Genomic DNA, 14,477 nt, shown 5'->3' with positions numbered 1-14,477 from the left:
AAGAAACAAGTGGAAATCAGGGTGTTAAAATGCTTGAAGACATCATAGGGAAGGCCTACCTTGAATCTGCAGAGGACAGACGTCACGGAGACAGGTCTGAGGAGGTTGAGGCCATAAGGGAATACATAATGAGCGCCAGAAAGACAGTGGTGCCCAACTGGAATGCTGAGAAGGTCGAGGCCATAAACGATGTCCTTAGAAGTTTCAATCTGCGGGAAGCTGAACACCTCCAGTTCAACACCAACTGGGCAGACCTCACCAGGATGCCCGCAGTCACAAAGGCCCTCATGGCGCTGGATATCTCAGGTGCCGACCTAGTAATTGCCAGGGGGAGGCTGGGTGTTCCTGGTTCAGGGTCCCTCCTCGTTATCATGGACTCCAGGGGACGCCTGCTATCTGCAGCCATGTCCCCCCCGCATGTAATCCACGGCATGGACGTAAGAGATGCTGTGAAGTCAGAGATTACCCATGCACTTGAGAGAATAGGATTTGAAAGATAAATCCCAGCTAAGAGATTTATAACAGTTCCATGAAGACCTAAAAACAGCTGATCATAAATGAACCCCCATGAACCAGGCATAACAGAAACCGTGAAGACCTTCTTCTCATCCTTCACAGTCGGTGACATAGTGAGATATATATCCAGTCTTAAATCCTCTGCAGTTACTGGGTGGCTCGAAGAGGTCAGATTTAAACCCGAAAATGCCCTTATTATAGGTTCATACTTCACAGGCGCAGCAATTTCAGGTGTCCTTGACTGCCGGGTTACAGTTGCAGATATAAACCCCCAGACACGTTTTCTGCTTGGGGAAGGTGTGGATTTCCAGGAGGGTATTCATGATCTGGGGGGTGACTGGGACCTCATAGTTGATACAACAGGCATCGGTGGTGTAACCCCCAGGGATCTCTCAGGCCTCACTGCAGGTGCCTTCATCGTTGAGGACCCCACCTCAGATGGGAGTGATGAAACAATAATGGGCTACAACAGCACCGCTGAGCGACTTGAGGTGGTTGAATCTGATCTGAAGGCCTCCCTCCACACCCTTGGACTTGGTGCCAAGACATCGGGCACCATGACCCTCACCGTTGAGGCCCTTAGGAGGTCAATGGCCGATGCCCTTGAATGTGAAGGAGTGCTGTATGCAACTGCAACACTAAGGTTCTTTGAAAGGATCCTGTTCAGAGAGAAGGACCCTGATGGATTCCTCAGGGCCCTTGAATCACCGGCCCTGACCATATCATCGCTGAAGGATATCAGCTGCGATGATATACTTGAGGGGAACCTCGGTCTGATAAGATCAGAGGTTAGAGGGCCTCAATCATGACTGACGATGGGTCTAATGAGATCAGAGGTTATAGTGGGAGTCTAATACAGCTATACAACGATAACGATCAATCCCATGTTTAATGAGATCAGAGGTTATAGTGGGAGAGGACGGTGATAAGATTAGAATAGGTTCATTTGTCGAAATGATGGATGGGGTTGCCCCATCTGAACTTGCCCTGCCAGGTGACAGGATAGGGTACCATGGCCCTGAAATTGAAGTTGAAGCTGTCCTCGTCCTCATGGATTACCTCGAGGATGTACCTGTTGATGGCTACGACCTCCTGGTACTCCACCACCCCCCAGAGGTTGAACCCCCCATCCCCTACATGACAGTCCACTCCAACTGGGACGTTGCCGATGGAGGTGCCTGTGACGCCCTGGCAGATACCCTGGGACTGGATGTTGAATCATTCCTTGACCCTGAGACCGGTCTCGGGCGCATATGTCATGGTGATCTTTCCCTGGAGGAGCTCATTGAAAGGACCCGGGCCCTGAATTCCGACACCCTGCGTATTGTTAATCCCCGCGAACACGTGGACAGGGTTGCGGTGGTATCAGGCTTTGGACTCTCAGATAAATCCCTCCTGATGAGGGCCTGGAGTGAGGGTGTACAGGTTTACCTCTCAGGTGACCTCACCCATGGACCTGCCATACTCGGGAGGAACATGGACCTGACACTCATAGATGCAGGTCACCATGCCACGGAGATGCCCGGTCTCCACAGACTCCGTGAGGTCATTGAGGATTTCGGGGTGAGGGCAGAACTCTGGGACACTGGCACACCCTGGAGTGAGTACAGGCTTGTTTAGGATCCTGAATCCTTTCTGGATTCTGTAAAAACGTGTTATAATGGCGATGATATGATGGATATTTCTGAGCTTGAAGGGAAAAAGGCCCCCCATGGTGAGGTGACCCTCGTTGGTGCCGGGAGGCTGGGGCTTAGAACAGCCCTCAACCTCATGCAGATACACAGGGGAGGCCCTGAGAGGATAAATGTGATTGATGGTCAGCGCGTATCTGCCGATGACATCATATTCCGCCTTATGGGTGCCCGACTTGGGGAATACAAGGTGAAGTTCATTGAATCACTTGCAACCCCTGGCTTCTCAAGGACGGTGAGGGGCATCCCTGAATACATAGACCAGTACAACCTCCACCTCCTGAGAGGAGATGTCGTATGTGTTGAGATTGCCGGTGGTGATACACTGCCTGTGACTGCAGAGATAATAAAGTACGCCCAGAAAAGGGGTTCCGCCACCATCAGCACCATGGGGGTGTTCGGGATAGGTGAGGAGGATGTGAAGGTCCTGAGGATGGATGAAGCTGACCCCGGGAACCCCATAGTGGAGTACCTCCTTGACGAGGGCATAACTGACCACATCCTCGTGGGGACAGGAAAACTGATAAGGGACTGGGAGCCTGTAACCCCCTACGTCCTTGACCGTGTATCGGAGGTTATGACTGCAGAGATACTCAAACTCCTAAGGGGGAAACTCGAATGATGAGGGTTGCAACTGCAGAGTGCTTCACCCACGGATTTGTTGCAAGGGAGATACACGCCTACTCCATGGGCTACCCTGGAGGCTACAAGTGGAGTGTGGACGTAGAGGTGGCGCTGGTGGCCGGTCTCTTCATACCAACCCTCTCCGGTATAAGGAGCATCCTCAAATTTGAGCCTCCTGAACCCTCAGCCACCCTGAATGACATCAAGGTCTACACTGAAGAGGAGGATAAGAGGGTGGCCCTCATGATGGCAAGATCCGTGAGGGAGCTCACCTCAGCAGATCTGGGTATAGGTACGACCGCCGGTATTGGAAGGGGTGGCATTGCAGTGGTCTCAGAAGACAGGGAGGAAGTTATAAACTCCGATGTTGAAGCTGACCTCCGGTTTTCGGGGGCTGATGAGATCCTCAGGAGACAGAAATCCGGGATCCATCGCGCCCTTGAACTCTTTGAATCCTTCTTAAAATCTGATTGAACATAGGAAGCTATTTATTGTATCCTATGAATAATTTAATAAAAGGAAGAAATAGGTGGTGGTTTAACTGCTTCTTGAAATAACCGACCTTGCGGTTGAGGTTAGCGGCAAACAGGTCCTGAAGGACATAGACCTCTACATCGATAGGGGTGAGACACACGTCCTTCTCGGACCTAACGGTTCGGGTAAGAGCACCCTATTCATGACGATTCTCGGTTTTCCGAAGTACAGGGTAACAGATGGCCAGATACTCTTCAAGGGGGAGGATATAACTGATCTTAGCACAACAGAACGCGTGAAGATGGGTATAGGTGTCAGCTTCCAGAACCCCCCTGCGATAAGGGGTGTGAAGCTCATGGACCTCCTCAAGGTTGAAAGCGGTCTTGAAACAGAGGATGAACTTACACCTGAGCTTCGTGAACTTGCAGCCAAGATGAAGTTTGATGAGAGTTTCCTTGAGAGGGATGTGAACCTTGGATTCTCTGGTGGTGAGGTTAAAAGGTCCGAGATACTCCAGCTACTGGCCCAGAAACCTGACTTCATAATGTTTGATGAACCGGATTCCGGCGTGGACATTGAGAATGTGGAGCTTCTTGCAGAGGAAATCAACATCCTTCTTGACAAGGACAAGAAGCCGGGTATGAGAAGAAAGGCGGGGCTTATCATAACCCACCTCGGGTACATACTGAACTTTGTAAGCGCTGACACCGCCCATGTCCTCATGGATGGTAGGATAGCCTGTTCAGGTAATCCACAAGAGATAATTGAGGATATAAGGAAGGACGGATTCAAGGGGTGTGTTGAATGCTGCGGGATACACTGAAGAAGGCCGAGAAGGCCAGGGACAAGAAGGCACTATACGGTGAGGACATCGACCTTGAAAAATTCATAAAGGAGGAGGCAGGTGAACATGAGGAGGTGACGAGGGCCAAGGAGGTCCCCAGGGAGGTCCAGGAGACTCTACTGAAGGTCGGTGTTGATCCTGAGGAAAGGGAGAGGGCAGGTACCTTCATACAGGTTGACCAGTCAGGTATCTGCACGACCTGCGCCTCCGAGTCAATAGAGATCATGGGGATGAATGTCGCCCTGGAGAAGTATGGCTGGCTGAAGGATTACATGTGGAAGGCTGTTGCCGTTGACACCGACAAGTACACCGCCACCACGGCCCTCAGGGAGGCCGAGGGGGAAATGGGTGGTTACTTCATAAGGTCAAAGCCGGGTTCACGTGAGGTATTTCCCCTCCAGGCCTGTATGTTCATAGGAGATGAGAGGGTTATGCAGACCGCCCATAACATCATAATAGCTGAGGAGAACTCTGAACTTCACATAATTACAGGGTGTGCAACAGGAGAGGATGTGAGCTCAGCCCTCCATGTGGGTGTATCCGAGTTCTACCTCAAGAAGGGTGCCAGGATAACCTTCACCATGGTCCACAACTGGGCAGAGCAGGTTGAGGTGCGCCCCAGGACCGGTATAATGGTGGGTGATGATGCCACCTACATAAACAACTACATACTGACAAGTCCCGTGAAGAGCATCCAGTCCTATCCAACAGCCTACTGTACCGGTGAGAACTCAAGGGTCGTCTTCCAGTCCATCCTTGGTGGTCAGAAGGACTCCGTGCTTGACATGGGCTCAAGGGTCATACTTGAGGGCAGGGGCTCCAGCGCCGAGATGGTCTCACGTGCTGTCTCAAAGGACTCATCCCAGATCTATTCAAGGGGTCACCTTGCAGGGCGTGTCCCTGAGGTTAAGGGTCACCTCGAATGCCATGGCCTTGTGCTCTCAGATGACTCCATGATATACGCTGTCCCAGAACTTGAGGGTAGCGCCACTGAACTTGAGATGTCCCATGAGGCCGCCGTTGGTAAGATAGCCGAGGAGGAGGTCATGTACCTCACCTCAAGGGGTCTTACCGAGGAGGAGGCTGCATCCATGATTGTGAGGGGCTTCCTGAGCATGGATATAACTGGCCTTCCACCAGAACTGGCGGCTGAGACCAAGAGAATGCTGGATATGAGCCTCAAGGGCATGTAGATCCAGCAAAAATATTTATTTTGAATATCATGGGATGGATGAGATCCACTTTAAAATAAAGTAATCTAATGGGAAGCCGCTTAACTCAAAGAATAATGGCCGGATTAAGACACCCTAAACAAGAATTCTGAAAAATTCGAATATTGAGATAGAATCTATTCCATTCAGAATCTCCTTTTAATGAAAGGATATGGATGAAAATGTTTATTCTGCGATTATTATGAATTCGCCGACCTTTTCAACCTTGCCGAAGGGTACAAGGAGGTAGTCGCCCTTCTTCTTTGCCCCCTTGACTGTAACGTTTCTACCACTGTCCACCCGGATAACCACATCGGTTATCTTCCCGGTTTTATCGTTGATGATGAGTTCTTCAAGCTCCCCGAGGATACGTGCATTGTTGGTGGCAACCTGATAACCCTTTATTTCACTCCAGTACTTCTCTTCCCCTTTTATAAGCTTCTTCTCTTCCATCACTCTCACCTAAAATCTTCTCCAGAACCTTCAAATCCCTGCAGCTATTTATGTTAACCGCGAGCTCCAGCATGGAAGCCTCAAGGATCCTCTGTTCTTGTACTCTGTTTTTACTCATTAATATATTTACCCCGCAGGGTACTAATCCATCCAGGGCCCCTGAAAAATCAAGTCCATACCTTCTGCAGAGGGTCTCTGGTACCGCTACACACATGGCAGGTTCCGGGCATGAATGGTACTCTGATATTATCCAGTCAATGGTTGATGGCCTCACAAGTGGGAGGTCAGAGTTGATGACAAGGAGGGGTCCCTGGTATGATCCCTCAAGGTGGGAGAGGACCTCCCGAAGATCCTCCACGTAGCCTTCACCCGATGTTCTGAATGTCGGGTGCCTTCCCCTGACATGATCCTCTGTCATGGGTGTGTGGGGGCTTGTCACCACGAGTATGTCATCAACACCAGTGGCAGACTCCAGGGCCTCGAGGACATGGTCTATCATGGGTCGTCCTGCCACCTCAAGGAGGGGCTTTTCACAGTCCATACCTAACCTTGTGCCCCTTCCACCTGCCATTACAAGTGCCATCATCCTATTCAATCCATTTATATTCCTTTCTTGACTGAAGCTTTCTTCTCATCCCAAGGATGCATGGACCGTTCTGTCTTCCCCCTATAGGCGTGTGGGGTGTCCCCATTGAGTTCATGCACCTTGCCATGAGCGCTGCGCCCAGTGCCAGGGCATCTGAGACAAAGATACAGTCACTGAAGCGGTCCTTCACGTATTCGAGTATTAGCCTGGGCTTTGTACCTGTGATTCCAGCCCGACCGGTTACACCCAGGACTGAACCCTCCTCAATGACACCCTCCTCGAAGGCCTCATCTATGAGCCTCTTGGCTATGAGTGCACTCACATGGTCCAGTGTTGCGAAGAGTGTGTGTATGCCATCCTCCTGGTATATGTTGTGACCTATCTCTGTTAGTTCAGGGAGTTTATCACCATTCTTACCGGCGTCACATCCTATGAGCGTTGTTCCTGCACTGTAGGCGGCCTCTGTATCCACGGGGACTGTTCCGAATCTTTTTCTGTTTGCAGGGACCTTCCTGATGTCGATTATCTCATCATGTATCATCTCAGCATTACTTCTGGCCTTCTTCCAGTTGGCCCCCTTGAGTATGGATTTCTTGTAGAGGTCCAGTGCGGCTCCTCCCCTGCAGTCCACCATCTCGGTACCCCTGATTATGGCGTCAGGTATTGCGCCTGCAAGGCCGCAGAAGTTTCCAATGGTCCTTGCGTAGGGTTCATCCGCATTGACTATACGACCTGCCAGGGTTGTTCCAAAGTCCAGGGAGACGCAGGGGTTCCTGTAGTCCACATTTGTCCACTTTGAACCGACCTTGATACCCGCAGTTACAAGTTCTCCCTCCATCTCGTTTGCAACAACCTCCCTGCCTGTGGGGGGTATAACGCTTGCCACTGCACCATCAAATATTACACGGTCGAGGTAGCAGAAGTCCCTCAGGCGTTCTGGGATGTTCTCCTTTGAGAGGGCGGGCGCCATCTTCCTGGGGGGTATACCTGCTGCGAGGCAGCCATCTGCCAGGGCTATTATGAGTTTACCCACCTCCTCGGGTGACCCGAAGCCTGCTGTTACACCGGTGGATCTTACAACAAAATCGAGGTCCCTTTCAATGTCAACCTTTGCCCTTCTGAGGGATTCCAGTATTGTGTCTCTTACAAGTTCGGAGACAGCCTCCTTTGTGAGTTCAACACCCCAGACTGTCTTACCGAAGACCTCCTCACCCTCCCGTGGGGCTCTTATGTCACGGGTCATCTTGACGGTCTTGTCAAGGAGGTAGGTCCGGCTGGTGTTGAGGTTGGTGGCTGTGAGTATGCACTTGGTTGTGGTGTTGCCGAGCTCCACTGAGGCAACAATGTAGTAGACATCCGGGCGCATTGAGTAACCTGACCCCACCGTCTTCTTGGTAAAGGGTGCTGTTTTGGTATCCTCTATTGTTATGAATCTGCTTTTTGCTATAATGGGCCTGGGACCGAATAATCTGCTCAAAAATGACAAATGATTACCCCCTGATTTAATGTAATATTGTATCTGGGGAGTTAATATAAATCTTATGAATAGGGTCAGATGAAAAAGAATAAAAGGGTTTAAAGGGGATCCTGTGGATGATAATCTGTGAGTGGAGGGTTTTTGTTAAACAGTCCTCACCAGGTGGATTGTGCAGGGTGCATAGTGTACCACCTTCTCTGATACACTTCCAAGGAGGTGCTTGTCAACCAGGCTCTTACCTGTACCCATCACTATAACGTCGACATCCTCCTCCTCTGCAACTTTAACTATCTCATCTGCAGGGTCACCCTCACGCATAACAGCCCTGAAGCTGACATTCGGGTTTTCTGGGCCTGTAAGTCCCCTTTCCATGTCCCTTAGGATCTCCTCACCCCTCTGGGTCAGCTCCTTAACCATCATCTCCTTTACCTTCTTTGGTGTAAGGAAAGGTACTGCTGTGTCAACCACGTATAGGCATATGACCTCTGCTTCCCTCCCATGGAGGAGGTCGAGGGTGTGCTCTATGAGTTCATCCATGTATTCTCCCATTGTTGGAACCAGAATTTTCCTGTACATTTCAATCACACCAGTACAAAGAGTCTCATGACAACGTATGATATGTAGACTGCAAGTAAAACTATTCCCCCGGTCCTCTTAAGTTTCATATCCCCCTGCCTTATGAGGAGGACAAGTAGCACCGTGACAAGTATCATGACGGGTGCATCGAAGGTGAGGGAAAGCCTTTCAACGGGTACCGGTGCTATGAGGGCCGGCACACCTATACCAATAAGTATGTTGAAAGTGTTGCTTCCAAGGATTGTGCCTATTGAGAGTTCATGGAGCCCCTTCACCGCAGATGACAGTGTGACCACGAGTTCAGGTATACTGGTGCCTATGGCCAGTGTGAAAAGTCCCATTATCATGGCGGGTATTCCTGCGATGTCTGCCAGTTCAACTCCGCTGTAAACAAGTATCCGGCAGCCTATAACAAGGCCTGAAAATCCCAGTACTGTGAGGACAAGTCTTTTGAGGTCGAGGGGTTCCCTTTCATTTTTACCTGAATTTTCATCTGAATAGGTCTTCTGGGCTTTTATGAGGCGCCAGAGATAAATAGCATAGGTTAGGACCATTACAAGTGCTGCAATTTTACCTATATTTCCGAAGAACATGAAAAATAGAAGAATCAAACCCGTTATAAGGGTTGCACTGAAATCCCTCTTAAGACCGTCGGCGTTGGTCTCTATGACTCCTGCCACCAAAGCGGATATTCCCAGAATCCCCGCGATGTTCCATATGTTTGACCCTATAACACAGCCCACACCTATATCCGTGCTTCCAGATAGGGATGCTATGAGGGCTGAGCCAAATTCAGGGAGGGATGTCCCGATGGCAGATGCAGTAACACCGAGTATAACCTCAGATATCCCCAGGGAGGACCCTAGCTCAACCAGGTTATCAACAAACACATCTGCAGATTTTATAACCAGTATCAATGAGGCCACAAGGCCCACTATGAGAATCAATACCCTTTCAAGCAAGTTATCACCACTGAAGAATTTTCTTCCATACCCTCAAGACCAGTATATTAATTGAATATCCATACTTAAAAGTTTGTGTCGGAAATATATTTCCTACTTCCTATATTTAAATGTTCTTATAATTATTATATAATTCAATAAGAATAAGTATTTTAATATTAATAGTTTCAAAAAAAGAATTTAACTGCTCCTTAGAGCAGTTTGAAGAATGGGTGTTCTTCCACTGGTTCTGTGCCTATGTCCTTGGCTGCTTCACTTATGAATATGTCAGCCATTGCACAGGCAGGGAAGGCCATTTTAGCGTTTTCTATTGGACCGTAGAGGACGAAGTCACCACCGGCCATCTGCTGGATCAGGTTGGATCCGACGTCACAGACAGGCCAGGCTTCCTTGTGGTCCTTCTTGTATTCACGTAGCCAGTCCCATGCTGATGGCACGTTGTGGATACCACTACCCACAGGGTAACCCCATTTGCTCTTGACTGCAAAGGATGTCCTCACAGCCACACCGGCACCCTGACCGAGTGGTGTTACAGCCACGTCCATGAGGTACTTGTCTATACCACACTCAGCAGCCATTTCAAGGAGACCCTTGTCTATTGTGCCTGCACCATCTTCCCAGATTCCGATTTTACCCTCAACTGTTGGGTCCATTGGGTTGAAACCGAGGACAATTGAAGCTGAGAGTTTTGTTTCCTTGAGGGCCTCGAGTTCTGACTCGTCTGCAGCCATGTTGACTGAGTTGTAGATTGCCCTGTCCTCAAGTCCCACTTCACTGGCGTAGTTAGCACCTGCGATCCTTGCCTCACCGGATGTTGAGTCTATGAAGAATGGTGCGTCTGTCACATCACCCACAAATTCAAGGTACTTGACAATTGCTTCTGGTGTCTGACCGAAGGTCTGGACGATGTGCGGGTTACCTGTGACATCAGACATCTCTTCCTGGGTCTTTATGAGGGCTTCTGCCTTGTCCTTGTCAAAGACACCTGCCTTCTCATCCTCAATGATGCTGTGTCCACCATAGAATATTGTTCCTGCTAAAACAGTTGGGTACTCTCCTGGCTGACCACCAATTTTGGTTCCAGCTATATCCAGTACGATCTGTTCCTTATCAAACCTAAACATATGTAAACCTCCAAGTTATAGTCCGAATAGGGATTTTAAAAGTCCTTTTAACAGTCCTGCAAACAGTATGTTTGTTACTGCAAGGATAATCAGACCTATCACAATACCATATAAAATACCTATATCTCTACCGATCTGCTGTCCTATTCTCTGTGAATATTCACCTACGGTGAATTCCACCTTCTCCTCGATCTCATCGAGCCTCTCGTTCGCCTTGTTGAATTCATCAGCAGAGACAAGTACGCGGGGTATTGTGGTTTTATCTTCCTCTGACATCAGATCACCCCTAATATGCTCATCATTGCAGGTACACCTACAAGGAGGACAGCCAGGAGGAATCCGATGGCTATACCTGAAATCCTTGTGGCTATCAGACCTGCGAATAACCTGCCATCTCTACCGATGAGCTGGTTCCGGTATTTTATGTCCTCTACAACACGCTTAATGCCACGTATATTCGGTTTGTTGGATAGTATAATCATCTGGAAGCCTCCCTAGACCAGTAGCAGTATGCCCAGTGTCAGGGTAAATGCAAGGCCTATCATTATACCCTGAACCTTACCTGAGTACATACCTGCGAACATTCTGTTGGTGGAACCTATCATTTTAACCTGTGTCTGGATGTTCCTCATCCTGGCCTCTATGAGTGCTGTTTCTGGTGCCACAGGTTTGACTTCTTCGCCTTCCTCTTCTTCTCCGCCTTCCTCTACCTTTATGACCATTGCCTCTTCTTCAAATGCACCGGGGTCCTTTTCGATGCACTCCTTGACCTTGGCCTTGATGGCGTCGGCATCCTCAACGTCTATGAGGTTGACGATTTCCAGCTGTTTCTGGAACCTCTCAATGCCCTCATCTGGTATGTTCTCTATGTAGGGAATGGCACCGGTTGCACCTATGATGTTCCTCTTATCAGGGTCCACACCGTTCTGGTGGAGTGCCTCTATACTCTGCCCTGTGATGTGTCCCTGGACCTCTGAACCGCAGAGTATGAGGAATCTGATGTTGGGGTTGGATATGAGGTTGGCGATCATCTTTTCGATACCGAGGTTCTCTGTCTTGCATGGCCCTGCAATGGCAGCGCCGGCCTCCACTGGCACGTCTTCTATGTGTGAGGCAAGGGTGGTGGCAGCCACAGGACTTTCGGGGTCACCCACAATGTAGTCCCCGTTGACCACAGGCCATCCTTCAGCAGGTGATTTCTTTTCAACCACTCATAACACCTCCTATAAGAGCAGGGCAAACAGGATGATCAGACCAAGGATGAACCCATAAACCATGTTGGTGAGTTTACCTGCTGTGAGGTACACTCCCTCCCTTCCAGGGTATGAACCCTGGGGGATGGTTGTTGGGTCCAGTGAGTTAATCAGATCATCTGCTGTAGCCTCTAATTCTGCTATCTGTTCGTTTATCTCATCCATGGATAATATTATAACTTCCCTTCCGAGAGCAGCCCCTATCATACCGGTGGAAGGATCAAGGGTCAGGTTGTATTCCGGAGCGATCTTAACAAGTGGTAACATTTCCATTTTTAAAGCCTCCTACTGCTCTTCCTCCTTAGGCCAGAGACCTGACCATTTCACGGATGCAGCTTCCTCGAAGGATGCGCTCACGAATGACTTGAAGGCCACGACCCAGCAGAGTGCACCCACCAGTGAAACGAGCCACCAGCCAGGGTTAAGACCTATTCCAAGAAGGCCGACGATGGCCATTGATATGAACCCTGTTGATGCTGCCAGCTTGAGGGTCCTTGTCTGGTTCTCATTTGGTCCGAGACAGGCGTTGAATGGGTGCTGGATTGCCATTGTGTTGAGTATGAAGAGCAAGCCTATGAATCCAGTTGTTATGACTGATGTTAGAATTGCCTGCATGGTGTAGCTGCCTGCAATGGCTGCTGAGAATCCAAGCACTGAGAGAGCTGCTGCCCCTGAGATCTCAGCTGTACATTTTTCAAGGATCGGGATTTTCATCTTAACTATCTTCTTACCGAGTACAGCCACAACGATACCCAGTATCATGGCAAGTATGAGTCCAACAACCGGTGAAGCTATGGCAGGCAGTGTGAAAGCTGATGCAAGCCCAGCAACCACACCAACTATACCTATTGAAACTGACATGTAACCTATTGATGGGACACCAGTACCCAGACCGTAACTTGCAACCCTCCTTATGGCGTCTGCACCCCATACGATTGCACAGACAGCTCCAAGGGATGCCAGAACAGGGCCTATGATCGGGTTAACTGCTGATGCGTATATACCTGCCAGTCCACCGATTATTCCCAGGGCCATGAGCCTGCTTTCAGGTATGGCTGCGCCGGCCGGTCCTCCTGCTGCTACTGACATTAGAAGACACCTCCATATACGAGTAATGTTGAAAGGGCGCCTGCAACAATGGAGGCTATGAGACATGCCACTATTCCCCTTCCGATCCTCTTGAATTTAGGATCGTGGAAACCTTCTATGGTACCTCCAATGTTATATGATGCGATAACCGCATTTATGAAGAATATGCCGACGGCGAAGATTGCTGCAACACCTGCAGCACCCATTGCACCATATGACAGGGTCTTAAGGGCCTCGTTGAGTGCCCAGTATATGAGTCCACCGCCTATTCCACCGAGGGCTCCCCCGATTATACCGCTGACAAAGCAGACGGTTGGTAGACCATGACCCTCGGTACCAGGGGTGACATATTTTTCCTGTTCCATGCCTGTTAATGGGTCAACAGCCACCTTCGCTGATACAGGGACTGTACCCACACCATATACGTAGATGAGGTTACCCACAAGCATGGTGATACCTATCATGAGCATTGAACCAACGGCTCCAGCAGCCATTATCATGAGTGGGGACTGTCCGGTCATTGCTGCAGCTGTTATGAGTCCTGTTAAACCTGCACCTGCAGCAAGCATTGCTGTACCGGTACCCACACCAGTGGCTGTTGCCATAGCTGCTGGCGCACCACCCACAGGTACGAAGTGAACACCTCCACCTATGAGCACTCCTCCAGCGGTTATAGCTCCTATCAGTAGTAATGGATCCATCTATTCATCCTCCTTGTATGGTCCATATCTGTTTCTTGCAAAGACTTCAAGTCTGTTGTTGAGGATTATCAGTAACAAGACTATTATGAGGCCGGATATTATTCCGCCGGTTATACCGAAGACTATTGTGTTCCAGAAGCTGAGGAATACGATTGTACCGAATGCGAATCCTGTTAATGGTCCACCGTACTTTGCACAGAAGTGAACAACGTCCATTGAGTTCCTTGCACCCAGCTCTGCCTTTGTTGTTATGTCACCGTGAATCGCTACCGGGATACCTCCACCGAAGGGGTACTGCTGGTACTCCCTTTCAGCACCATAGTGGACGTCCCCTGTTGATGAACCGATTGCACCTATTGTTATACCCCAGAGCACTGCCAGCAGTGGCAGCGGGAATGGGTGTGCCAGACCAGGGATTGGTAGTGTCATGAGGTATGATAATCCTACAACACAGAATGTCACAATAAATCCATGCCCTGCAATTGGGCCTAAGTGCTCAACCAGCATGTCCATGAAGAGCGGCTGGTTGAACTGGGACTGGCTAACAATTCGTCCCATGTGGGATGTTACAGCGTAGGTTGTGTGTACCATTGCGGCTATTACAGCGCCAACTGCAATTGCCATTATCACAGGCAGCTGCATTGACTGCATCAGCACATATGCAACTGAACCAGCAATACCGCACCAGGTCCCGTAGGCAACGGGTTCCCCTGAAACGGCCTTGTTGATTATACGGTGCAGGTGTCCCATCTGTGGTGCCAGCTGAACCTGTGAGTTGGGGTTACTCTGGGATCCTACGTCAGACTCTAAGTCCTCTGCGGCTCCTGCTATGGTTGCAGCTGCACCCATGAGAGCTACAACACCTAAACCTGTTATCATAGGGTCCATATTTCTTC

General features: G+C 49.6%; 20 protein-coding genes. 7 read left to right on the top strand and 13 right to left on the bottom strand.

Annotated elements, in window-relative coordinates; all coding sequences use genetic code 11:
* Window positions 1–29: 29 nt before the first annotated feature.
* From DNK57_RS05480 to DNK57_RS05450, 7 genes are all read left to right on the top strand, one after another.
* Entirely contained in the window at window positions 30–500 is a 471-nt protein-coding gene (locus DNK57_RS05480; RefSeq protein WP_192962022.1) for a DUF3236 domain-containing protein, read from the top strand.
* A gap of 57 nt (window positions 501–557) precedes the next feature.
* On the top strand, window positions 558–1,325 hold the full coding sequence (locus DNK57_RS05475) for a DUF1188 domain-containing protein (protein ID WP_192962021.1): 768 nt from the start codon (window positions 558–560) through the stop codon (window positions 1,323–1,325).
* A gap of 82 nt (window positions 1,326–1,407) precedes the next feature.
* Entirely contained in the window at window positions 1,408–2,136 is a 729-nt protein-coding gene (locus DNK57_RS05470) for a Nif3-like dinuclear metal center hexameric protein (RefSeq protein WP_192962020.1), read from the top strand.
* Between the two features lie 54 nt (window positions 2,137–2,190).
* The gene (locus tag DNK57_RS05465) at window positions 2,191–2,829 is read left to right on the top strand and encodes a hypothetical protein (protein ID WP_192962019.1); all 639 of its coding nucleotides are present in this window, start codon (window positions 2,191–2,193) and stop codon (window positions 2,827–2,829) included.
* Window positions 2,826–3,305, top strand: a complete 480-nt coding sequence (locus DNK57_RS05460) for a UPF0254 family protein (RefSeq protein ID WP_192962018.1) — start codon at window positions 2,826–2,828, stop codon at window positions 3,303–3,305. Before DNK57_RS05465 ends, DNK57_RS05460 begins: the two co-directional genes overlap by 4 nt.
* 67 nt (window positions 3,306–3,372) lie before the next feature.
* A complete protein-coding gene (gene sufC / locus DNK57_RS05455) occupies window positions 3,373–4,128 on the top strand; it encodes a Fe-S cluster assembly ATPase SufC (protein ID WP_192962306.1) in 756 nt (251 codons plus the stop codon).
* Complete coding sequence (locus DNK57_RS05450) at window positions 4,110–5,342, top strand: SufB/SufD family protein (protein WP_192962017.1); 1,233 nt, start codon at window positions 4,110–4,112, stop codon at window positions 5,340–5,342. The genes sufC and DNK57_RS05450 overlap by 19 nt, the downstream gene beginning before the upstream one ends.
* Before the next feature lie 204 nt (window positions 5,343–5,546).
* Here DNK57_RS05450 and DNK57_RS05445 read toward each other — a convergent pair whose 3' ends face one another.
* From DNK57_RS05445 to mtrE, 13 genes are all read right to left on the bottom strand, one after another.
* Window positions 5,547–5,813, bottom strand: coding sequence for a PRC-barrel domain-containing protein (locus DNK57_RS05445; protein WP_192962016.1), 267 nt, complete (start codon window positions 5,811–5,813; stop codon window positions 5,547–5,549).
* A complete protein-coding gene (locus DNK57_RS05440; protein WP_226891171.1) occupies window positions 5,767–6,399 on the bottom strand; it encodes a TIGR00454 family protein in 633 nt (210 codons plus the stop codon). The genes DNK57_RS05445 and DNK57_RS05440 overlap by 47 nt, the downstream gene beginning before the upstream one ends.
* Window position 6,400: 1 nt before the next feature.
* Window positions 6,401–7,885 carry a methanogenesis marker 14 protein gene (locus DNK57_RS05435; protein ID WP_192962014.1) on the bottom strand — a complete coding sequence of 495 codons (1,485 nt, stop codon included), beginning with the start codon at window positions 7,883–7,885 and terminating at the stop codon, window positions 6,401–6,403.
* Between the two features lie 135 nt (window positions 7,886–8,020).
* Window positions 8,021–8,452 (bottom strand): universal stress protein, encoded by a 432-nt coding sequence (locus DNK57_RS05430; RefSeq protein WP_192962013.1) that lies wholly within the window; start codon window positions 8,450–8,452, stop codon window positions 8,021–8,023.
* A 5-nt stretch (window positions 8,453–8,457) separates the two neighbouring features.
* Window positions 8,458–9,414: a calcium/sodium antiporter gene (locus DNK57_RS05425; RefSeq protein ID WP_192962012.1), complete on the bottom strand. Its 957-nt coding sequence runs from the start codon at window positions 9,412–9,414 to the stop codon at window positions 8,458–8,460.
* A 191-nt stretch (window positions 9,415–9,605) separates the two neighbouring features.
* Entirely contained in the window at window positions 9,606–10,538 is a 933-nt protein-coding gene (gene mtrH / locus DNK57_RS05420) for a tetrahydromethanopterin S-methyltransferase subunit H (RefSeq protein ID WP_192962011.1), read from the bottom strand.
* A 15-nt stretch (window positions 10,539–10,553) separates the two neighbouring features.
* A complete protein-coding gene (gene mtrG, locus DNK57_RS05415; RefSeq protein WP_048175726.1) occupies window positions 10,554–10,814 on the bottom strand; it encodes a tetrahydromethanopterin S-methyltransferase subunit MtrG in 261 nt (86 codons plus the stop codon).
* The gene (mtrF, locus tag DNK57_RS05410; RefSeq protein WP_010876782.1) at window positions 10,814–11,020 is read right to left on the bottom strand and encodes a tetrahydromethanopterin S-methyltransferase subunit F; all 207 of its coding nucleotides are present in this window, start codon (window positions 11,018–11,020) and stop codon (window positions 10,814–10,816) included. The genes mtrG and mtrF overlap by 1 nt, the downstream gene beginning before the upstream one ends.
* Window positions 11,021–11,032: 12 nt before the next feature.
* On the bottom strand, window positions 11,033–11,749 hold the full coding sequence (gene mtrA / locus DNK57_RS05405; RefSeq protein WP_010876783.1) for a tetrahydromethanopterin S-methyltransferase subunit A: 717 nt from the start codon (window positions 11,747–11,749) through the stop codon (window positions 11,033–11,035).
* A 12-nt stretch (window positions 11,750–11,761) separates the two neighbouring features.
* Entirely contained in the window at window positions 11,762–12,064 is a 303-nt protein-coding gene (locus tag DNK57_RS05400) for a tetrahydromethanopterin S-methyltransferase subunit B (RefSeq protein WP_048175727.1), read from the bottom strand.
* A 12-nt stretch (window positions 12,065–12,076) separates the two neighbouring features.
* Window positions 12,077–12,880 (bottom strand): tetrahydromethanopterin S-methyltransferase subunit MtrC, encoded by an 804-nt coding sequence (gene mtrC, locus DNK57_RS05395; RefSeq protein ID WP_048175728.1) that lies wholly within the window; start codon window positions 12,878–12,880, stop codon window positions 12,077–12,079.
* Window positions 12,880–13,581: a tetrahydromethanopterin S-methyltransferase subunit D gene (gene mtrD / locus DNK57_RS05390; RefSeq protein ID WP_048175729.1), complete on the bottom strand. Its 702-nt coding sequence runs from the start codon at window positions 13,579–13,581 to the stop codon at window positions 12,880–12,882. Before mtrD ends, mtrC begins: the two co-directional genes overlap by 1 nt.
* A complete protein-coding gene (gene mtrE / locus DNK57_RS05385) occupies window positions 13,582–14,469 on the bottom strand; it encodes a tetrahydromethanopterin S-methyltransferase subunit E (RefSeq protein ID WP_115891952.1) in 888 nt (295 codons plus the stop codon).
* Window positions 14,470–14,477 lie beyond the last annotated feature (8 nt).

The sequence above is a fragment of the Methanothermobacter thermautotrophicus genome (assembly GCF_014889545.1).
Lineage (GTDB): Archaea > Methanobacteriota > Methanobacteria > Methanobacteriales > Methanothermobacteraceae > Methanothermobacter > Methanothermobacter thermautotrophicus_A.
Note: the sequence above shows the minus strand (reverse complement) of the source record. Positions and strands in the feature narration are given on the sequence as shown.